This is a genomic window from Brakhagea baltica (genome assembly GCF_052161605.1).
Classification (GTDB): Bacteria; Planctomycetota; Planctomycetia; order Pirellulales; family Pirellulaceae; genus JBKCUI01.
In genome coordinates, this window is record NZ_CP197409.1 from 7019103 (window position 1) to 7039596 (window position 20494).

19 protein-coding genes are annotated in these 20494 nt (G+C 51.8%); 14 read left to right on the top strand and 5 right to left on the bottom strand.

The features are described from left to right. Positions 1–17: 17 nt before the first annotated feature. Complete coding sequence (locus SH449x_RS27280; protein WP_482379241.1) at positions 18–1037, bottom strand: RHS repeat domain-containing protein; 1020 nt, start codon at positions 1035–1037, stop codon at positions 18–20. 268 nt (positions 1038–1305) lie between these two features. On the opposite strand from SH449x_RS27280, the gene SH449x_RS27285 reads away from it, so the two are divergent. Beyond that, complete coding sequence (locus tag SH449x_RS27285) at positions 1306–2172, top strand: IS91 family transposase (protein WP_482379242.1); 867 nt, start codon at positions 1306–1308, stop codon at positions 2170–2172. 32 nt (positions 2173–2204) lie between these two features. On the opposite strand, the gene SH449x_RS27290 is transcribed toward SH449x_RS27285, so the two are convergent. From SH449x_RS27290 to SH449x_RS27305, 4 genes are all read right to left on the bottom strand, one after another. Then, positions 2205–2585, bottom strand: coding sequence for a hypothetical protein (locus SH449x_RS27290; protein ID WP_482379243.1), 381 nt, complete (start codon positions 2583–2585; stop codon positions 2205–2207). 57 nt (positions 2586–2642) lie between these two features. Continuing rightward, entirely contained in the window at positions 2643–2816 is a 174-nt protein-coding gene (locus SH449x_RS27295) for a hypothetical protein (RefSeq protein WP_482379244.1), read from the bottom strand. Positions 2817–3152: 336 nt separating this feature from the next. Then, positions 3153–3713, bottom strand: a complete 561-nt coding sequence (locus tag SH449x_RS27300) for a hypothetical protein (protein WP_482379245.1) — start codon at positions 3711–3713, stop codon at positions 3153–3155. A 22-nt stretch (positions 3714–3735) separates the two neighbouring features. Beyond that, positions 3736–6246: an RHS repeat-associated core domain-containing protein gene (locus tag SH449x_RS27305; protein WP_482379246.1), complete on the bottom strand. Its 2511-nt coding sequence runs from the start codon at positions 6244–6246 to the stop codon at positions 3736–3738. A gap of 938 nt (positions 6247–7184) precedes the next feature. Between SH449x_RS27305 and SH449x_RS27310 the strand changes: the two genes are divergently transcribed. The 13 genes from SH449x_RS27310 to SH449x_RS27370 all read left to right on the top strand — a co-directional run bounded on the left by SH449x_RS27310 (position 7185) and on the right by SH449x_RS27370 (position 20464). Further along, on the top strand, positions 7185–7526 hold the full coding sequence (locus SH449x_RS27310) for an NADH-quinone oxidoreductase subunit A (protein WP_482379247.1): 342 nt from the start codon (positions 7185–7187) through the stop codon (positions 7524–7526). Further along, positions 7511–8113, top strand: a complete 603-nt coding sequence (locus SH449x_RS27315) for an NADH-quinone oxidoreductase subunit B (RefSeq protein WP_482379248.1) — start codon at positions 7511–7513, stop codon at positions 8111–8113. The genes SH449x_RS27310 and SH449x_RS27315 overlap by 16 nt, the downstream gene beginning before the upstream one ends. 14 nt (positions 8114–8127) lie before the next feature. Next, a complete protein-coding gene (locus SH449x_RS27320; RefSeq protein ID WP_482379249.1) occupies positions 8128–8646 on the top strand; it encodes an NADH-quinone oxidoreductase subunit C in 519 nt (172 codons plus the stop codon). Between the two features lie 16 nt (positions 8647–8662). After that, positions 8663–9883, top strand: coding sequence for an NADH-quinone oxidoreductase subunit D (locus tag SH449x_RS27325; RefSeq protein ID WP_482379250.1), 1221 nt, complete (start codon positions 8663–8665; stop codon positions 9881–9883). Then, entirely contained in the window at positions 9880–10371 is a 492-nt protein-coding gene (locus tag SH449x_RS27330) for an NADH-quinone oxidoreductase subunit NuoE family protein (RefSeq protein WP_482379251.1), read from the top strand. The genes SH449x_RS27325 and SH449x_RS27330 overlap by 4 nt, the downstream gene beginning before the upstream one ends. Beyond that, on the top strand, positions 10368–11702 hold the full coding sequence (gene nuoF / locus SH449x_RS27335; RefSeq protein ID WP_482379252.1) for an NADH-quinone oxidoreductase subunit NuoF: 1335 nt from the start codon (positions 10368–10370) through the stop codon (positions 11700–11702). The genes SH449x_RS27330 and nuoF overlap by 4 nt, the downstream gene beginning before the upstream one ends. Positions 11703–11758: 56 nt before the next feature. Beyond that, on the top strand, positions 11759–13501 hold the full coding sequence (locus SH449x_RS27340) for an NADH-quinone oxidoreductase subunit G (protein ID WP_482379253.1): 1743 nt from the start codon (positions 11759–11761) through the stop codon (positions 13499–13501). Between the two features lie 20 nt (positions 13502–13521). Beyond that, entirely contained in the window at positions 13522–14709 is a 1188-nt protein-coding gene (gene nuoH / locus SH449x_RS27345; protein ID WP_482379254.1) for an NADH-quinone oxidoreductase subunit NuoH, read from the top strand. Continuing rightward, entirely contained in the window at positions 14706–15329 is a 624-nt protein-coding gene (locus SH449x_RS27350) for a NuoI/complex I 23 kDa subunit family protein (RefSeq protein WP_482379255.1), read from the top strand. The genes nuoH and SH449x_RS27350 overlap by 4 nt, the downstream gene beginning before the upstream one ends. Before the next feature lie 167 nt (positions 15330–15496). Next, the gene (locus tag SH449x_RS27355) at positions 15497–16360 is read left to right on the top strand and encodes an NADH-quinone oxidoreductase subunit J family protein (protein WP_482379256.1); all 864 of its coding nucleotides are present in this window, start codon (positions 15497–15499) and stop codon (positions 16358–16360) included. After that, entirely contained in the window at positions 16357–16860 is a 504-nt protein-coding gene (gene nuoK / locus SH449x_RS27360; RefSeq protein ID WP_482379257.1) for an NADH-quinone oxidoreductase subunit NuoK, read from the top strand. The genes SH449x_RS27355 and nuoK overlap by 4 nt, the downstream gene beginning before the upstream one ends. Beyond that, positions 16853–18796: an NADH-quinone oxidoreductase subunit L gene (gene nuoL, locus SH449x_RS27365; protein ID WP_482379258.1), complete on the top strand. Its 1944-nt coding sequence runs from the start codon at positions 16853–16855 to the stop codon at positions 18794–18796. Before nuoK ends, nuoL begins: the two co-directional genes overlap by 8 nt. An 18-nt stretch (positions 18797–18814) precedes the next feature. After that, the gene (locus SH449x_RS27370) at positions 18815–20464 is read left to right on the top strand and encodes a complex I subunit 4 family protein (RefSeq protein ID WP_482379259.1); all 1650 of its coding nucleotides are present in this window, start codon (positions 18815–18817) and stop codon (positions 20462–20464) included. Positions 20465–20494 lie beyond the last annotated feature (30 nt).

Consider the following 20494-nt stretch of genomic DNA (forward strand, 5'->3'; position numbering starts at 1 on the left):
GTCAAGACTTGACGCACCTACTTCCTTCTTTTTGCACAATCTTCTTCTATGCAACGATCACAAATAGCCTTACAGGCCGTTGAGATCGAATTGCTGAAGGCAGCAAAGGTAACATGAGGACTCAGCGAGCCCGAGTGAAGTAGTCTTTCATTACATCTATCAGCATTGGTCGGCGATTGACTACCCGCGCCAACATGCGTTTGAATCCTATTGCAGCCTCTACAGTCTCCATTCGCCGCATTGCTGATTCCATTGATAGCGTCGATATACCATTGTCTGCAATGACCATCGCGAAACTCAGCTAAGCTGCTTACGTAACGCTGAATATACGTCGTAATGAAATTTGACGAATCTAGCCCACCCACTTTTTGCGGGCAGCGAACCGCTTCCAGGATACTAATTAATGACCAGCTATCAAAGAGGTCGTCGATTCCAGTATTCGGTCCATCTATATCCGGGCATTCTATTCGTTGAAAACCGCCGTTTGGCGCACGTACATGGCAATACTGTCCCGACCAGAAGATCGTATTGCCATTGTCATCCGACCCGACAACGAAATCTAAGCCAGATGGGTCCATTCCTCGGTTAGAAAAATAGTTTTGACAAAGAGAAATACCCGCTATATACCCAATCGGATCTCTTCCTAAGAACCTGCCCGCCAGCGGCCTCATCCATCTTGCTCGGAAGTGATGTAGGCCTAAGGTCTCGTCCCATTCTCTGCCTGTATACGTATATCGATTGCCAACAGCAGAACTCGTAAGCACAGTTCCGCTGGCGTTTAGGATCGTAGGTTGACCATAGGCGGTGTAAGCGTAGCGCTCTGCGACCGCGCCGGTCGACGTGGTCATAGCGGTGATGGAGTACTGTTGGTTGCGATGGTAGCCTAGTGCAACTTCGGTGACCGTCGTGGTTTCTAATGTAGGTACTACAGACGCGGTGAAAGAGGTGGGCAGCGAGTCGATAGAATCCAACGAGGCATCGAATGGCAGCGATGCGGAAGTGGGGGCTTCGCAAGTGATGGTCGGGTGATGTGTCATACCCGAATTGTAAACGGTCAAAGAGGCGGATTGGTAGCTGATTTTTGGGATTTTTTTTAGGGTGTAGTGGACGAGGCAACGAGGCCCGACCGCCTGGCACGAATACGGCAGGAGACCTATTGGTATAAGAACAGGCGGTCTCCAGTGCAAAGGGACTCGTTGCCTCATCCACTACAACAGCCGGGACTCCTTGCGTCGTCCACTACAAGCACCCTCCCCGAGTGATCGTCCCTCCACTCTGGTCCTCCCAAATTCTTTGGGAGGGTGAATGACGACTCAAACGCTATCTGCATCCCTCGAGCATCGCTTGCCACCCGAACCAAAAGGCAATGTACTGGCGACGCTACGTCGGTATGGGCAAGGCTTCCTTTACGATTCCAGCATTCCACGCCACGCCAGACGATCGCTGGACAAGATTCTAGGCTGCCGAACCGGGGAATACGGCTCCAGCGTCTTTGATTGCAAGGCTTGTTCTGGGAAACGCATCTTGTACTCTCCTTGTACGGATCGCCATTGCCCCAACTGCGGGTGGCTCAAACGCAAGAAATGGCTTGATACGGTGCAATCGTGGGAACTAGATACCAAATACTACCACATCGTCTTTACCGCTCCCCATGAGCTCACGGAGTTCTTTGAGAACAATGCGGCCGAGTGCTACAACCTGTTTTTCCGAATCGCTTTAAGAGTCCTCATGGAAGTGTGCGAGAAACAATTCGGCTGCAAGCCAGGTGTTCTCATCACGCTTCACACCTGGGGCCAACGGATGCTCATGCATGTTCATGTCCATTGCATGATGACCGCCGGAGGCATCGATCTTAAAACGGGCCAATGGGTCGATATCCCGCAAGATTCTCCAGCATTGAATCCACAAGAATTAGCAGCCCTCTTTAAGAAGAAGTTCGTACGGTCTCTGAAATTCCACAAGAAGTGCGGACGATTCGACCTGAGCCATCTCCTCGAAGACGAAAGCTTCGACGATTGGTTAGCACCCATCGCAGCTAAGAACTGGATCGCCGATGCGCAGATTACTCCCGATTGCTTGGCCACCAAAGAACAGTGCTCGGTGTATCTATCGGAATACGTCCAAGGGACCGCGATTAGCGATACTCGCATGGTAGAAGACGACGAAGAGTAATGCTGTAACAAGGCTTTGCGCAGTTACGGCATTCACTCTCCCTTCGAGGGAGAGTTGAGCGTAGCTCGGAGAGGGTGAAAGGCACTGCAATGCATAAAGGCCCGACTAGTCAGCGATCCTAAAGCCCCCTCCCCTCGTGATCGTTCCTCCACTCGACCCTCCCGAATTCTTCGGGAGGGTGAATAAGAAAACGTGAGATCGACGATCCCGACGGGGTAAGAAACACCAGAACCCTCCTTCAAGAGAGCATCTCGGAAGCAGAGTATCAAATCCGAGAGAATCAAGCGCCGCGAACAGAAGCCATCAAAGCTCTGAGTAAACCAAAGTGCAAACAATGCGGTCAGCGCGAGATGGAGTTCACGGAATATCGAAGCCCGTGGCACACCAAAAACGATATCTCGACGATCTATCATTGGATGCAATTCTTTGCGGTGATCTACACGACGATGGACGACAAGGTTCATCAGATATTACTTGCCGCCAGTCGACAGCTCCGGATCCCGCAACTCACGCTGCAGGACTGGTGGTTCACGAGCCAAGAGTTCGCGTCGATCAGTGAGCTCCAAGTCGGCGAAACAATAACCTGCTCGCAACTGGAGTGTTCGTGCACTCGTGTGAGTAGCTTCGAGCTGTCGATGGTCCAATTACCACTTCCGGAGAATTAAGTGCATTGCATCGAAAGAAACAATGCCCAAACTTCTGTGAAAGTTGCGTTCTCCATGCGACCTCGTGGATCGTATTCGCCAAAAGCCAAAAACCCTCTTTTAATGACCGAATTCGGTGCAACAAAGCGCTCGAAAACGGTCTCTAACTGCTCGCTTGAGCATCGATCGGAACGGTAGGAAAACCAAAACACCGTTGGTAATCCTATAGGGAAAAGATTGGGAAAACGGCAAATCAGCCCCAAGAGACCAACTGGCTACCCGACCGCAATTGGCGGAGACCTTACTGACTAAGTCTATCTCTTATTCTGTGAACGTTCACTGTGGTTCCGCTAGAAACGGTTTCGAATCTGCAAAATACAACGCAAAACCCTCATTATCGAAGTCAAACAGAGTTCCCGAAGTATTCGTCCTTAATATGGATATTCCTTCGAACACCCTTAGCTTGTCGGCCAATTTAAAATCAGACGGGACTTCTCTTATCGAGTATCCATATGCGCCATATTTCAGCTTTTGAAGCATCCGAAAGTGATCAAACGTACAAGTGAAAACTAACTCCTCGTATCCAGAGTGATGGTTTGTCATGGAATGCCCTGTGCCAAATCCACCGTTGCGATCTCCCACTAAAGACGCTTTGAATGGTCTATTTGACTTCGCCAGAACTTCCAGTACGACAATATCGTTAGCGTTCACCAGCTGTCTTACTTCGATTCCAATTTCATTACTGAGAAGTCTTCTTGCCGATGGCTGATCGCCATAACGCAAAAGCCTCTGCCGAACGAAACTCAATTCTGTTGATAGCATATAGCAACAAATTGCAATCGCGACGATGACCATCAGAAAGAACATCTCGCGTAGAGTTAGCGAATTCCACTTCATTTCGAATCGACTCCGACACTATTTACTCGTTTGGATCCGATCTTTCTACGCACTCTTTCGCGCACACTGTATGTCCAATTGTATCCCCGTAGCGAAAAGTCGTTGTATCTTGAACAATCGTCCAGTTGGCCTGATCCAGCCTCGCTCTCCAATGTAAGAATCTTTCAGTTGTCTTCCAGGCAAGTATCTTAACTTTAAAAGCTCTGCATTTTTTCTGGAATGGTCCGAGAGTGCTCTCCATGAAACTTCCGTTGCCATGGGTTTCTCCCCAAGACCAAGATCGCTGTCCGGATACGGTTATTTCAATACCTCGAAAACGACCGCTCACACCGACACCAATTCCCACTTCGTTACCCGTTGAATTTTCGTGATATTTAGTCGTTCCTAAACTGAGCGATAGGGGATCCCCACATCCACCTGTATGAGACTCAGCAACAACCTCCCAATCGGAATGCGTTACCCTTCGGAAGATGGATACGTATCGTCCACTTATACTTGTACTACCGGTTATTGACGAACTCGAGGTGTTCTCGAGTATATCAGTGTTAGTACTGTGAATATACCATCCATCTTCACACGGCCACTCCTTCGAGCGAGGAGGAAAACTAATTGCATCATCTCCGACACTTCCAGAATCCACAATGATATCATTCAAGCCAAGTGGGTCGGTTCGAGATATGCTAAAGTATGCGAAGTACAACAAAATCCCTCCTTCATACCCAATCGGGTCCCGTCCCAAGAACCTACCCGCTAGCGGGCTCATCCATCTAGCTCGGAAGTGATGGAGACCTAAAGTCTCGTCCCATTCTCTACCGGTATAGGTGTATCGATTGCCAACGGCAGAATTCGTAAGTACAGTTCCGCTGGCGCTTAGAATCGTAGGTTGACCGTACGCCGTGTAAGCGTAGCGCTCCGCGACTGCGCCGGTCGACGTGGTCATAGCGGTGATCGAGTACTGTTGGTTGCGATGGTAATAATGGATCGTGCCACCAGTTCCTGCTGCCTTGCGGACGACCGGTTCGTCGATGTAGCTGGCGTAGACGTATCGGTACAGCGGTGAGCTTGGTGCATCGCCGTATCCGTAGTCTGCAATCGTTTGCTGATCGTGCTGCACGAAGACGAACGAGCCACTGCTCCCGAGTCGTGCCACACGTCTTCCCAAAGCGTCATACTGGAACTCAACGTCTACGCTACTGTTGTTGCCGAGGTCGGCTGCTTTGAGCTTGTTATCGAAGTCCCATTGGAGGCCGAGGGGTGAGGCTTGAGGGGTGAGGTTGGCAGGCAGGACGGTGATGTTGCCTTTGACATCAGTGGTGATGTTTTGGCCTGCGGCGGTAAGAAGCTCGTGCGTGGGGCCGTGGGTGCGGTTTTGTGCCGTGCCGTTGGTGGTGATGCTGTTCCAATCGCCGACTGGAGTTAGGTTCCAAGCTTGGGTGAAGGTTCCGCTGGCGCGAGCATAGCCTGTGAGACGATCTTCGTCGTCGTAGCTCGTGCCTGCTGAAGTGAACCCGTAGCCGCTCATTGTTCCGCCAATGGTCTCGGAAGTTTTGTTCTTGTTCGCGTCCCAAGTATAACTCAGGTTCCCGATGGCAGTACCGGTTCCTCCATAAGAAATCCCCGTTAAAAGATTATCCGTGGAGTAGGTTCTCGTTTCCGTGACCCCGTTTCCAAGAGTTTCTCCGGTGAGCCTGCGACCGTCGTCGTAGGTTCTGGTGCTGATGGTGGAACCGTCCAGTTTGAGGAGGTGCAAGGCTCCAGTGTCGTGGTAGGTTCGCTCGGAGATGGAGCTGTCGGGATAGGTGACTTTGGTGAGTTCGCCTCGCGAATTGTATTCGCTTGTGGTGGTGTAGGTTCGGCTGGCGATGGCGAGGGATTCGGTGGCTTTCCTGCCGATCGGGTCATAGGTGTAGGTCACAGTATTGGAGTACCGACCGTTGACAGCCGTAAGCATGCGGCTGGCTCGGTCAAAGGTGAAGGTATAGGAATCGGCGATGGTTCCTGAAGGGCTGTTGACCCGGGTGCGGTAGTCTCGCTGCGTCATTCGACCTGCTAAATCGTAGAGATACGTCACGGTATCACCGAGTTGGTCTTGTTTGCGGAGGACCCGTCCGGCGTTGTCGTAGACGAAGGTGACGATGCCATAGGTAGAGTCTCCAGGGGAACCGCCCGTGTGGTCGGGATAGGTTTCGGTGAGCTTGTTGCCACGAGCGTTGTAGGTGTAGCTGGTGGTCTGGGATTCGGCGTCGGTGAGGGAGGCCAATTGGCCTACATTGTTGAGTTTGCCACTCATGACGGTGCGGCCAGCCGCATCGGCGATGGAGAAGCTGATTTCGTCTTCGGAGTTGATGACGACGGTGGCGCGACCGGGAGCGGTGGCGCTAAAGGTGATGCCTGCTCCGCCGTTGGCGGTGGTTTGGGCTAGTTTGGCGATGGCGCTGGAGAGGGAGACGCTAAAGGTGCCAGTGCCTCGGGTGCCCAGTTTGGGAACGGTGACTCCGCCTGAGCTATCGAGTCCGACGCCGTCGGCATTCATTCTCCCTTGGACGGAGAGTCGAGCGTAGCTCGGAGAGGGGGCAAAGGTACGGCATCGCATTAAGGCTGCGGCTGGTCAGCGATTTTAAAGCCCCCTCCCCTCGTGATCGTTCCTCCACTCGACCCTCCCGAATTCTTCGGGAGGGTGAAGTACGAAAGACATCTACCATACCGTGTCCGAGGGGGTCGACGGAGGCGGATTGTTTGTCGCAGCAGGAGTCGTAGATTTGGGTCCAAGTGTTGGAGCCGTAATCGGTGCGCGAGAGTTGGCGGTTTCTTAGGTCGTAAGTGAGGGACTCTGTGGCGGCGATTCCTGTGCCGGTGGCGGTAGTCTTTTTGGTTTCGCGTTCTTGGGCATCGTATTCGAACCGGGTTCTGATGCCTCGGGCGTCGATGTCAAAGCGACCGATACCAAAGGGCGAATTTTCTGTTGTCGCTACTCTTGCCGCTGCTCGCCCTTTACAGTTCTCTTGTTCGATGGTTCGAGGCGTTGCCTTACCCTAAATCCGTAATCTTTGGAGGATTCGTTCCCATTGTTGCCGATCCATTGCTTGGCAGCCCACCTGACTCCGCTCAACCGGATACCGCCGGGCCTGGCAATTCCTAGCCTAGCCAACGCTGGAGTTTGACGGTCGCGGTCGATGAAACGACTTTAACGGAAAGCTATGCCAACGATGTCTCCGAAAGGAAACTCGGCCAAATCGGTCAAAAATCGGGGAAAGTGACCATGACAAGATGTCGCTCCTTCCTACAATACTGGTATAAGTTTGTGAAAATTTTCACAAAGTCGCCAATTCAAGCCTCCCGCAGTTGTGATTGCTAGCAAATCGTAACGTTTTGCCTGCATACCACTGAGGGAGTGCGCGGGATCGAACAAGGGATTTGACGAGGGCTTCGACGTTGGGTGCTTATTTACCAATCCTTATTTATCTTGTTGCCGTGATCGGTTTCGCGGCGGTTTCGCTGCTGCTCCCTCACGTGGTAGCTCCGCGAAAAAAGACCAAGGTCAAGGTGATGCCTTACGAGTCGGGGATGGACCCGGTGGGGGACGCTCGCAAGCCGTTCGACATTAAGTTCTACTTGATGGCGATCATGTTCTTGGTCTTCGACGTGGAACTGATGTTCCTTTATCCTTGGGCGGTATCGTTGACCGCTCCGGACGGAATCCCTGGCGATTACCGACCTATTGTATTTTTGGTGATGATGTTCTTCCTCGTCACCTTGGTCCTGGCTTACTTGGTGGACTATTTCAAAGGAGTATTCGATTGGCGACGGAAATAAACAAAACAGTCGGCGACAACGTTTTCCTTACCACTTTAGATGCGGCTGCATCGTGGGCTCGGGCCAACAGTTTGTGGCCTATGCCGTTTGCGACGGCGTGTTGCGGGATCGAGCTGATGAGCTCCGCCGGGAGCCGTCACGATTTGTCTCGCTTCGGCAGTGAAGTCATGCGATTTACACCACGGCAATGCGATCTCATGATTGTTGCTGGTCGGGTGGTTATGAAAATGCTTCCGGTCCTGCAGAGAATTTGGCTTCAAATGCCTGAGCCAAAGTGGTGCATCTCCATGGGTGCATGTGCTTGTTCGGGCGGTGTGTTCGACACGTACGCCGTCGTACAAGGCATCGATCGGTTTATACCGGTAGATGTATACGTACCTGGCTGCCCGCCGCGACCAGAACAGCTGATTCGGTCGATTATTGATTTGCAAGAGAAGATCAAGTCGGGCGGTACTTACAACGCACGCGAGTTCAAGCTCCGTATCCTCCCCGAAGGTCCACAACGATTCGACGAAGACGAACTCATTCGAATTCGTGAGCGTAACGGCTTGAAGCTGGAGCCTTCCAAGTATGATCCTGTCCATTAAGAGTGGTTGCACCGATGTCCAGTGTAGAAAGTGAAACTGTGGATAGTTTGCAGAGCCGTCTCAACAAGGAACTGCCGGGGTTTTTTCCTCGGTGGTCGACGTACCAAGATCAGATTCGAGTTGTTGTGCCATCGGTGCAGATACTTGCTACGCTCAAAGCGTGCAAGAAGATTGGGTTCGATCAGTTGACTGACATCACGTGCGTCGACTTGCTCGAATACGGAGCTTCGGAGGATCGTTTCGAAGTGGTTTATTTGTTGCTTAATACTGACTCTGGCGAGCGACTAACCGTCAAAACGTATCTCAACGAGCCAGACTTGACGATTCCATCGGCGACATCGGTTTGGTTCGGAGCTGACTGGCTAGAGCGTGAAACGTACGACATGTACGGGATCGTGTTCGAGGGGCATCCCAACTTCAAGCGGTTGCTATTGCCTCAAGAGTTTCAATCGTTCCCGCTTCGCAAGGATTATCCCGTCAAGGGGCGAGGTGAGCGTCACAATTTCCCGGTCATAACCCGAGCAGAGAGTTAATCGAGGAGACAGCGATATGCCATTAGAGTTGCTCGAACGCCCTGATTTAGGGGACGAACACAAAGAAGGTCATTGGACGCTGAACTTCGGTCCTCAGCACCCGGCGACCCACACGACTTTGCGATTGGTTTTGCAGTTGGATGGCGAGATGATCATCTCGGCCGAGCCTGACATTGGGTTCTTGCATAGCGGATTCGAGAAGCTGGGAGAAGTCCTCGATTTCAATCAGTACGTCACGATCGTAGACCGCATGAACTACATCTCCCCGCTGGCTAACGAGATTGCGTGGCACCATGCGGTTGAGAAGTTGCTCAAGATCGAACTCACACCGCGATGCAAATACATTCGAACGATCTTCGCCGAGCTGATGCGGATCCATGATCACTTGCTCTGCACGGGTACATGTGTGCTCGACCTTGGAGGAGTGACCGCCTTTATGTACGCGTTCAATCAACGGGAGTACATATACGAGATTTGCGAGCGCGCTTCGGGCCAGCGTTTCCACACTTCCTACACCCGTGTAGGTGGTTTGCTGTACGACATCACCGACGATTGGGTCGAGATGATTCGCAAGTTCTGCATCACGTTCAAAAAAGCGTATCGCGATTTCTCCGGGTTGGTGATGAAGAATCGAATCTTCATCGAACGGACCAAGGGAGTAGGGGTGTTAAGTTACGAAGAGGCGATCGCCGGCGGAGCGACCGGACCTGTAGCACGCGCCAGTGGTGTTGTAAGGGATTTGCGACGGGATGAACCCTATCTTGCCTATGAAGATTTCGATTTCGATGTCTGCGCGACCAAGGGTGGCGATTGCTACTCGCGGTTTCAAGTTCGCATGATGGAGATGCTTGAGAGTCTCAAGATCATCGAGCAAGCCATCGAAAACATTCCAACGGGCCCCATCTATGCGGCTGGTACTGGCAAAGAGACGATTCCGGACAAGACCGAAGTATATCGCAGCATCGAGGGATTGATTCATCACTTTGAGAGCATCATGCCAAACCGACAGATGCAGTCGCCAAAGGAATCCATCTATGCAGCAACGGAATCGCCGAACGGCGAGCTCGGTTATTATATCGTCGGGGATGGTTCATTCCGAGCCTACAAGGCGAAGACGCGGGCTCCATCGCTGCTCCATTTTTCATTATTCCCCCGTTTGATACGTGGTTGCATGTTGAGCGATGTCGCCACGGTATTGGGAAGCATTAACATCATTGCTGCGGAGTTGGATCGATGAGTGAACTGAGGGATAGTGACCTAAGTGACAATGCCAAGAAGGTGATCGAGGAGCATCTTGATCGTTACCCGAATAAACAAGCCGTAACGCTGCCCGCTTTGCACATTGTGCAGGAAGAGCGAGGTTGCGTCAGCGACCGGGCGATGAAGGAGATTGCGGAGATCCTCGATCTTTCTCCGGCGCAAGTACACGACACGATGTCGTTTTACGGGTTCTTTCGCACGGAAAAAGATCCGCTCGGTAAGGTGCGGGTTTGGATTTGCAGATCGCTGCCTTGCATGTTGCGAGGCGGAGAGGAATTGCTGGCCGAACTGTGTGAACGTTGGGGCATCCAGCCCGGTGAGACGACAGCGGACGGGAGCGTGACTTTGGAGTTGGCCGAATGCTTAGGTGCTTGCGATGGTGCACCATGCATGTTGCTCAACGACGAGTTGTCGCTGTGTGTAACCGCGGATGATGTCGAACGAATTTCACGAGGACAAGCATGAGCAATCAAGAGTTTAAGCCAGTATTACTAGGCCGCGTGGGTCGCCCCAACAGCCAATCGCTCGAGTCTTACAAAGCAGATGGCGGGTACAAAGCTTTGGAAAAGGCTTTGTCGATGGCCAAGACGGATGTCGTGGAGATCGTCAAGGCTTCGGGGCTTCGAGGTCGCGGGGGAGCAGGCTTTCCAACCGGTCTCAAGTGGACGTTTTTGCCCAAGGATATCAACGGACCGGTTTACTTGTGCATCAACGGTGACGAAAGCGAACCAGGCACCTTCAACAATCGCGTTTTGATTGAAGAGGATCCGCATCAAGTACTGGAAGGGATCGTTATCAGCAGCTTTGCGACGCGAACGACGACCGCCTACTTCTATCTTCGGTATGAGTACGGACGTTGCTATCGAGTCTTGAAGAAAGCCATTGACGAGATGTATGCCAACAATTTGTTGGGCAAGAATATTCTCGGTTCGGGCTACGATTTGGACATCCACTTGCACCGAGGTGCGTGTGCCTATATCTGCGGTGAGGAGACCGGTCTTATCGAGAGTTTGGAGGGCAAGCGAGCTTGGCCGCGTATCAAGCCTCCGTTTCCTGCGATCGAGGGTGCGTTTCGTCGTCCGACCGTGGTCAACAACGTCGAGACGATGGCATGTATCCCACATATCCTCAACCATGGACCAGAATGGTTCATGTCGATGGGAATCCCCAAGGATCCGAACAATCCCCGCGATGCTGGCTCATACGGACCCAAGCTTTATTGCATCAGCGGGCACGTCAACAAGCCCGGCTTGGTCGAATTGCCCATGGGGATTTCGGCTAGAGATTTGATCGACAAGCATGCTGGCGGTGTGTGGAAGGGGCGTAAAGCCAAGGCTGTCGTGCCCGGTGGTATAAGCATGGGATTCATGTCCGAGTCCGAGCTGGATACGCCGTTGGATTTCGCTGGCCCGGGACGGGTTGGATGCTTGGGGTTGGGAACGGCAGCGGTCATTGTTGTCGACGACCAGACCAGCATGGTGGATGTGCTTTACAACGCGTGCCGATTTTTCGCACACGAATCCTGCGGGCAATGCACACCTTGTCGTGAGGGGACCGCTTGGTCAACGAAGATTCTTGAGCGAATCCGCCAGGGGCATGGCAAGCTGAGCGACATCGATACGTTGCTGGAAATTTCTTCCAGCATTGGTACCATCCCGGGGACGACGATTTGCGGATTGGCAGACGGGGCAGCTTGGCCGATCAAGACGGCGATCAACAAGTTTCGTCCCGAGTTTGAAGAGTACATCAAGAGCGGCCGCAAGTCGGAAGCTCGGCAATTGGCGGGTGCTCACTAGTAGAGCGATGCCACAACACGTTCCAACAAAACTCCTTTTGTTAACAAGGGTATACTGTGCCTAAGGTCATAGTCAACGACGTTGAAATCGAAGCCGATTCCAAAGACAACTGCATTCTCGCAGCTCGCAAGGCTGGGGTAGAGATTCCGCATTATTGTTGGCACGAGGAACTGTCGGTTGTTGCGTCATGCCGTATGTGTTTGGTCGAAGTTGGCGAAAAGAAGCCTGATGGCACGGTCGTCATGGGGCCTAAATTGGTCCCTGGCTGTCAAACGCCGATCAAGGAGGGGACGGTCATCCGAACCGACAGCCAGAAGGTGAAAACCTCTCAAGGCCAGACGCTTGAGTTTTTGTTGCTTAACCATCCCTTGGATTGTTCGATATGTGATCAAGCGGGTGAGTGTTACCTGCAGGATTACACCTATAAGTTTGGGAAAGCCACGAGCCGATTGGATGAGCCAAAGATCCAACGGGAGGACAAGTATCATATTGGTGAGCAAATCGCTTTGTTCACGGATCGTTGTGTGATGTGCACACGTTGCGTTCGCTTTACGCGAGAGATCAGCGGTACAGCCGAATTGCAAGTTGTTGCTCGCGGGAGTCACGAGGAGATTGACGTTTTCCCAGATGAACCTTGCAACAATAAACTAGCCGGCAACGTCGTCGACCTCTGCCCGGTGGGAGCACTTTGCAGCAAGGATTTCTTGTACAAGAAGCGAGTTTGGTGGCTCAAGTCAGCCGACAGCGTATGCACCGGTTGCTCTACGGGTTGTTCTATCCATATTGACCAAAACGAAGACAAGATCTATCGCTTGCGACCAAGAGCTAACCCGGATGCGCAGGGGCACTTTATGTGCGACGAGGGGCGATTTGGGTTCAAGTATGTGCACGGCGAGAATCGTATTTTGGCACCGCGAGTTGCGCCGTCTGCGACGAATGGTGCGGGTGGGACTGCTGCGACCGGTACTGCTGCGACCGGTACTGCCGCGATTGAGAAACTACCGCTCAGCGACCTTAGCTTTGCCGATCCTTGGAAGAACGCCTTGACAGTTGCTCGCCAAAAGATCAAACAAGCGGTCGATTCGGCTGGATCGACTCTGATGGTTATGTTCTCTCCGTTCATGACCGTGGAAGAAGCTTATTTGTTGGCCAGTTACATGAAAAAGGTCGATCCGAAGGCCCGGTTGGTGATGGGGCCAGTTCCGAGGGTTGGTGAAGACGATTGCTATCCCAAGGGGCGTGACGGTTCGGCACCTGAGGCTGACAAGGTTAAGTTCACGATTCGTGCAGAAAAGTGTCCGAATAGGTTGGGGGTCGAGGCCGTTCTGAAGCACTTCCAAGGTGAAGTGATGACGCTCGATCGGGTTCCGAATTTGGCTAAGGCGACTGCGGTTTATGTTGTCGGTGGTTATCCGCAGGAATGGGTGACACCAGAAGTGGTGGCTGCGGTGGGATCGCCGTCGTTGTTGATTGTACAAGACATCTTTGAGTCACCGCTTTCCCAGAAGGCTGATATAGTTCTCGCGGCGGGAAGCTTTGCCGAGCGCGACGGGACTTATGTGAATCACGCGGGATTGGCTCAAAGCACGAATGCTGCGATCCGTTCTCCCGGTGAAGCTCGTGCCGATGGACGAATCCTATTCGATTTGGCTGAACGCAAAGGGTTGTTCAACGCCATGACGATACGCAAGGAAATTGGAACGGCGATTCCAGCCTTGAAAGTGCTGGCGGTTGGGGATTTGGGAGAGCGAGGAGTCCGACTCAGCGCACAGCTCAAGCAAGCGGTAACGGTTTCGTAACGACAAGAGTAGAAGAATCGATGATCGAATTATTCAATGAGATGTGGCCCTCCTTGTGGCCAACCCTAGCGGCCATCGCCGTTATCTTAGCATTCGTGCCGATACTCGGTCTCTACATGACCTTTATCGAGCGCAAGCTTGCGGCTTACATTCAAGACCGAGTAGGACCGAACCGGGTCGGCCCGTTTGGATTACTACAAGCGGTTGCGGACGGGATTAAGATTTTTCTTAAGGAGCAAGTTATACCGGATCACGTGTACAAATTTTTGTACTTCGTTGCTCCGACGTTCAGCTTAATGACCGCGATGTTCGCATTGGTCGTGTTACCGTTTGGACCAGTACCGCCCGAATACGAATCCGGCTTTCGATTCATCATTGCTCCAGGAATTGATATCGGCCTTATTTTGATTTTTGCGATTAGCTCCTTGTCAGCTTACGGAATCATTCTTGGAGGCTGGGCATCGAATAACAAATACTCGCTTTACGGAGCGATCCGATCTTGTGCGCAGTTCATCAGCTATGAAATCCCTCTCGGCCTTTCTGTCATCGGGATTATCTTGGCCTCTGGGTCGTTGAATATTGAAAAGATTGTCGCGTCGCAGGGGATATCGATTTGGGATTGGAATGTGTTTTGGCAACCGTTGGCTTTCGTGATCTTTTTTACTAGCTCACTTGCAGAAACCAATCGTTTGCCGTTCGACTTACCTGAGTGCGAGCAAGAGTTGGTGGGTGGTTTCCATACCGAGTATAGCGGTATCAAGTTCGTGTTGTTCTTCTTGGCGGAATACACCCACATCGTCGCTTCCGCATTTCTAACTGTGTTGTTGTTTTTTGGCGGATGGCATTTCCCTGGTTTGACCGGACCGGTTGATGGCACGACGGGGGGGATGTTGCTGCGATTAGCTGTCTTGATTTTCAAGGTTGGCGGAGTGGTGGCGTTTATCATGTTGCTGCGATGGGCGTTGCCTAGGTTTCGGTTTGACCAGTTGATGGGCTTGGCATGGAAGGGTTTGATCCCGTTGGGGCTGGTTAATTTGTTCCTCGTTGCGGCCGTGTTTAGCTTTGATCTCAACAAGCACTTGTTAGCAGCTACGATTATCACCATCCCCATCGCGGGTTTGATCAGCACTTGGAAGCTACGACAAGAGCTAAACAGTGTACCGTCCTATCGAACTGGAAAAACTGGATTGGGAGGAGTTTCGGCGTGACAACGAGTACGAAAAAATCAAAAACGGTTAAGTGGGGCGAGGAGCCGAAGATTGGCTGGATGGAAGCAATGTATTTGCCAGCCGTTTTCTCTGGGGTAGCAACGGCGGTCAGGCACGTCATGGAAGGTAAAACCATGACCAGGCAGTATCCCGAGGTCGAGCCGGAGATACCTGCCAATTATCGCGGCGTTCATCGTTTAAATCGCGACGAAGAGGGTCGAGTCAAATGCGTGGCATGCTACATGTGCCAGACGGCTTGCCCTGCGAACTGCATTGAAATCATTGCGGCACCTGCACCCAAAGATGATCCGCACTGGAAGGATCGGGATAAGTATCCAGCATCATTTGTTTTGGATGAACTGCGTTGCATTTATTGCGGCATGTGCGAAGAGGCGTGTCCAGTTGATGCGATTGAGCTAACCAGCATTTACGATCTCACGGGTATGACTCGTGAGGAGATGATGTTCGACAAAGAGAAGCTTCTTTCGGTATATGACCAAACCATAAATACTGGCAAGGATCCGATCCGAACGAATCGAGGTGCTTTAGGTCCAGCATCAGAGGTTGCTCCGACGGCAAACCAAGGGCCACCGCCTCCAGGGCGAGGACGGCCGGGCTGATTCAGTGCGGCAAACAACGAACCAGCATCGGTTGGTTGGTTGCTTATAGCAACCAGAAATTAGATAGGTGCTAAGCTAAATTTTCAGCGGTCCAGCACAAAGATTGACAGGATCAAAACCAATAGTCGCAGGATTATTGTTCACTAAACTTTCACTTATACGACACTATGACACTTCCAAGTTTGCAGACCATCGAGGGATTCGTTTCCCTGCCGTTTGCACAGTCGGATCCAACCGAGGCTGCGAATCAGTTGTCTGGTTCCTGGAGTTTCTCGATGCTGGTTCCCATCGTTCTCGGGGCTGCCGGGTATTTGTTGCTCCAGCATGGGATCGTGAAGGGTAAGCAATTTTTTTGGTTGGGGGTGATCTCGAGCGTCGCTTCGATTGTAATTGCAAGCTTGTTCATTCAGCCCTCGTTCGAGAATTACATCCTCTTTCTCTTTTGTTCACTAGCAACCGGAGGAGCGTTTGGATTCTTAACTGCGAGGGAGCCTGTCCACGCAGCTTTGGGATTTGCGACGGCGGTGCTGTCGATCTCGGGTGTGATGTTTATGCAGGCAGCGTTGTTCGTTGCGGCGGCTAACATGATTGTTTATGCAGGGGCAATCATAATCATATTCTTGTTCGTTCTGATGTTCGCTCAGCAGACCAATCTGCGAACCTACGATGTGAAATTAACCCAGCCGTTTGTCGCAGCCCCGATCGGAATCGTGATGCTGGGAACGTTAGTTTATTGCCTCACATCCGACGGCGCGTTTCCACTGTCCCGTCCTGATGCGACCCGTGCATGGAGCGAAGCAGCTCCGCCCGCTGACTTGATGAGCGAGGAAGGAAATGCGGCAATTAAGAAAATGAAAACGATTGAACATACTGGGGCTTATACCAGTGTTTCCCCAAGTACGACTTCAGGCTTAGGACGATCGCTGTATACAGACTATCTCTTGGCAGTCGCTTTGGCAGGAACGATTCTGACGGTTGCAGCAGTCGGAGCGGTCTCATTGGCGACCAAGTCATCGGGAGGTGAGGCATGAGTGACGCCATGACAGTCAACTTACTAGTATTTGCAGCGGTACTGTTTACCGCAGGTTTTGTAGGATTTCTGACTCGCCGGTCGTTGATCCTCATGTTTCTGTCCTTGGAGTTAATGCTTGCTGGCGCGAGTATGAACTTTGTCGTGTTCTCCAGCCATTTCGGAAATTACCAAGGCCAGGTATTTGTGATCATGGTCTTAACCGTTGCGGCATGCGAGGCAGCCATTGCTTTGGCGTTCGTCACGTTGTTGTACCGCAGCAAACCGACGCTTGATATTCGAGCTTGGAGCGAGCTAAGCGAGTCGCTTGACGAAGAGCAACCCGAGCAACTTGAAACGATTGAAGAAGTCCATATGGAGTTCCCAACTTTGACTCCTGCTGGTCTCGATCCGTTAATGAAACCCGTTCCGTCCGAGTTCAAAGCTAACACTGGCGCCACAACACCTTTGCAAAAAAATATGGACAAAGCACCTGTAGAGAAGGAGGCCACCCATGTCTAGTATGATGGCTTGGGCCGTTCCCCTATCTCCGTTGGTTGGTTGTGTGATCTGTGCATTGCTGTCGTTTGGCGGTGACAAAAAGATTGCACACATTCCGGCTATTCTTTCGTTGGCAATTGCTGCCCTGGCAAGCTTAGGGTTGATGTTCACAGGTGCTCAGGGTGATGGCACGACCACATTCATGGGTTATCAGTATTTGAATGTCGGCAGTGTGTCGCTCGACATCGCACTCAAGGTCGACACCTTGTGTTTGACGTTGCTCTGTGTGGTGACTTGCATTTCGACCATGATTGCGATTTACTCCTCAGGTTATATGCATGGCGATGATGGTTACGCACGCTATTTTGCTGTATTCTGCGGATTCGTGTTCTCGATGACGATGTTGGTGCTGTCGCACAATCTCCTCATGATGTACGCCTTCTGGGAAGGTGTTGGGACATGCTCGTATTTATTGATTGGCTTCTGGTTCCGAAAGCCGAGAGCTTCGCAGGCAGCCGTAAAGGCGTTCTTGGTCAATCGTGTGGCTGACTGCGGGTTCCTATTTGGCATTTTGCTACTCGGCTTCCTCGTGGGGATGACCCCTGATGCGAGCTCGATGGGTTACTTTGCGCGATTGGATTTCGATAACATCTTTGCAGTGCTACCAACGATTGCGTCTCAGTATCCTGAGTACTTAGGATGGGTTGCGTTTTTGTTGATGGTTGGGGCCATTGGCAAGTCGGCACAGTTTCCGTTCCACGTCTGGTTGCCTGATGCGATGGAAGGTCCTACTCCGGTCTCCGCGTTGATTCACGCTGCTACGATGGTGACGGCGGGAGTGTTTCTGATGGCGAGGCTTTCGCCGCTCACCGAGTACACTCCATCGGTGTTAGCGATCGTTGGTTGGCTCGGGTGCATCACGGCGTTTATCGCGGCATACATGGCGATGTTCCAGGACGATCTCAAGAGAGTTTTGGCTTACTCGACCGTTAGTCAGTTGGGTTACTTGTTTATGGCCTTGTCGGCTGGTTCGGTTAGTGGGCTCATGGTGGTGGCTGTAACGGCTGCCATGTTCCACTTGGTAACGCATGCGTTCTTCAAGGCCTTGTTGTTCTTGGCAGCCGGAAACGTTATGCATGCGATGGGTGATGTAATTGACATGACCAAGTTCGGTGGGCTCAAGAAGGTGTTGCCGAAGACAAATATCTTGTTCCTGATTGGTGCTGCGGCTCTGGCAGGCTTGCCGATTCTGGCAGGTTTCTGGAGTAAAGACGGTGTTCTAGCGGTCTTGCTCGATGCCTCGGCAGATGGTTTATATGGTACGCAATTCAAGATCATGTTGGCGGTTGGTTTCTTGACCGCTTTGATGACCGCTGTGTACACCTCCAAGGCATATTTTAAAACGTTCCATGGCCAGGAAGTCATACCTCCAGAGGCTGGACACCATGCTCACGAGGCTTCAGGAGTGATGCTCGCTCCGATGTTTGTGCTCGCAGTGGGAGCTGTTGTGGCGGGTATTGCCTTGGGGCCCACGCACATCCTGAGTCATTATCTTGCGAAGACCGAAGCATTGTCTGCGGTTGTGGATCACAAGGAGCCACTTTGGTTGTTGTTGGTTTCCAGTTTGATTGGAATTGGTGGCGTTGTGCTGGGGGCTTTGTGGGCCAAGCAAAGTAGCGCAGCGGCGCACGCGGGTGCCCTCGCCAAGATCGGCAAGAACCGACTTTATATCGATTGGGCGTATAGCAAGTTAATCGTATTGCCACTTGAGTTCTTTGCGGGCTTGTTGGCATGGAAAGATTTACACATCATCGATTCCTTGGCGACGCGAATCGCGAGCGTACCTAGAATCTTAGGCTTGGTTGGTCAACGTTATCAGAATGGACGAGTGCCGACCTACACATTTTTGACAGCGGTTGGCGTAGCGGTCGTCGCAATTTGGATCATCTCCCGTTAGCACCGGTAAGCTTACTAAATGAGTTATTTGATTCCCTTCACAATTTTGCTTCCTCTCGTTGCAGGTTTGGCGATTTTCGCTTTTGGCCTGAAGGGCAAGCTCATGGCTCAACTGGGAGTGCTCGCAGCGCTCGCTTCGTTTCTGTTGAGCGTTGTAATTGTTTACGAGGCATTTGGGAAGGAGCAACTAGCCGATGGTTCGGTTGCTACAATTGTCCCTGCGATTGAGTATGCACCGAGCTGGCTCAAGTTCAACTTGCCAGTGGCACTTGGAAGCAAGCAGATCAAATGGCAACTCGTGTTGGGAGTTGATGGCATAGGTTCTTTGATGGTCTTGTTGACGGGGATCGTTGGCTTGGCTGTGAGCGTTTTTTCGCTCCGTCAAATCGAGACTAGAACCCATCATTACGTTGGATTGCTTTTGATAACGCAGTCGATGCTGTTCGGCGTGTTTATGGCGATGGATTTGATCTCGTTTTATTTGTTTTTCGAAGCTGTACTGATTCCTCTCATCTTGCTAATTAGTGGGTGGGGGCATGCGAAAGAGGCGGCGGCTGCATCGAAGAAGTTTTTGTTGTTCACGTTGACCGGTAGCATTCCGATGGTTGTCGGTTTGATTGGATTGGCATTGCAATCCTCTGCCGTGAATATGGAATCGACTGTCGAATTGCAAAAACTGTCGGCGGTCGCATATCAACAACAAATGACCGCAGTGTCGGGCGGGGCTGATACGATTGCAGCCTACACTTCGAGCCATCAGTGGATCGTTTGGGTTTTGCTATTGGGGTTTGGAATCAAGATGGCGATTCTGCCGCTCCATTCTTGGCTACCGACTACCTACGCGGTTGCTCATCCCAACACCACTGCCTTTATAGCATCGGTTGTCGCCAAGCTGGGTGTTTTCGGCATCATTCGAATTGTGATTCCGCTTACACCATTAGCGTTAGCCCAAGAAGCACAGATTTTGTTTGGTGCGTTGGGGGCAATCGCGATTGTGTACGGGGCTTTGGTTGCATTAGCACAGACGGATCTTCGTCGCGTGTTGGCTTACAGCTCTATCAGTCACATGGGATTTGTTACCGTTGGCTTGATGACGTTGAATACCGATGGAATGTCGGGAGCGGCAATTCAAATGTTCAATCACGGCATCATTACCTGCGCCATGTTTTTGATTTTGAGTCTGCTAGAAGAGCGTAAAGTCAATCTGTCGTTCAAAATGGAAGACCTCGGCATGGCATCGATGTATCCGAGAATCGCAGTGCTTCTGGTTTTCTTCACGTTGGCGGGCGCTGGCTTACCGGGTTTGAATGGGTTCGTTGGCGAACTGCTGGCCTTGGTTGGAATGATCCGAGTAAGCGGAACGATCACCGCCGTTGCTGTTCTAGGTACGGTTCTTGGCGCTTGGTACGGTCTCAAGATCGTGCAGCGGGTGCTTTTTGGTAGCAGCGGGGAACATGCTTCGCACCATACCCATGAAGTCCGTACAGACTGCACGCTCACCGAGTGGGCCACTCTCGGACTTTTGGCATTCATTTGTTTGTATATCGGAGTTCGTCCATCGGGGCCGATGGCTGTCGTAAAAGAAGATATCAAGCGACTAGTGACCGTCACCGAACCTGTGTCAAAGGCGATCCGCCCCAAGATTGACTCGGTAGCACAGAGCCAATAGTCAGCCCGATTCCCAGACTAAACATTCCGA

Bases quoted from the DNA above. Each gene is read 5' to 3' on its own strand.
- SH449x_RS27280 (WP_482379241.1), bottom strand. From the start codon at position 1,037: ATGACACATCACCCGACCATCACTTGCGAAGCCCCCACTTCCGCATCG.
- SH449x_RS27300 (WP_482379245.1), bottom strand. From the start codon at position 3,713: ATGAAGTGGAATTCGCTAACTCTACGCGAGATGTTCTTTCTGATGGTC.
- SH449x_RS27370 (WP_482379259.1), top strand. From the start codon at position 18,815: ATGAGTTATTTGATTCCCTTCACAATTTTGCTTCCTCTCGTTGCAGGT.
- SH449x_RS27355 (WP_482379256.1), top strand. From the start codon at position 15,497: ATGACACTTCCAAGTTTGCAGACCATCGAGGGATTCGTTTCCCTGCCG.
- SH449x_RS27325 (WP_482379250.1), top strand. From the start codon at position 8,663: ATGCCATTAGAGTTGCTCGAACGCCCTGATTTAGGGGACGAACACAAA.
- SH449x_RS27320 (WP_482379249.1), top strand. From the start codon at position 8,128: ATGTCCAGTGTAGAAAGTGAAACTGTGGATAGTTTGCAGAGCCGTCTC.
- nuoL (WP_482379258.1), top strand. From the start codon at position 16,853: ATGTCTAGTATGATGGCTTGGGCCGTTCCCCTATCTCCGTTGGTTGGT.
- SH449x_RS27285 (WP_482379242.1), top strand. From the start codon at position 1,306: ATGACGACTCAAACGCTATCTGCATCCCTCGAGCATCGCTTGCCACCC.
- nuoK (WP_482379257.1), top strand. From the start codon at position 16,357: ATGAGTGACGCCATGACAGTCAACTTACTAGTATTTGCAGCGGTACTG.
- nuoH (WP_482379254.1), top strand. From the start codon at position 13,522: ATGATCGAATTATTCAATGAGATGTGGCCCTCCTTGTGGCCAACCCTA.
- SH449x_RS27290 (WP_482379243.1), bottom strand. From the start codon at position 2,585: ATGATAGATCGTCGAGATATCGTTTTTGGTGTGCCACGGGCTTCGATA.
- SH449x_RS27305 (WP_482379246.1), bottom strand. From the start codon at position 6,246: ATGAATGCCGACGGCGTCGGACTCGATAGCTCAGGCGGAGTCACCGTT.
- nuoF (WP_482379252.1), top strand. From the start codon at position 10,368: ATGAGCAATCAAGAGTTTAAGCCAGTATTACTAGGCCGCGTGGGTCGC.
- SH449x_RS27330 (WP_482379251.1), top strand. From the start codon at position 9,880: ATGAGTGAACTGAGGGATAGTGACCTAAGTGACAATGCCAAGAAGGTG.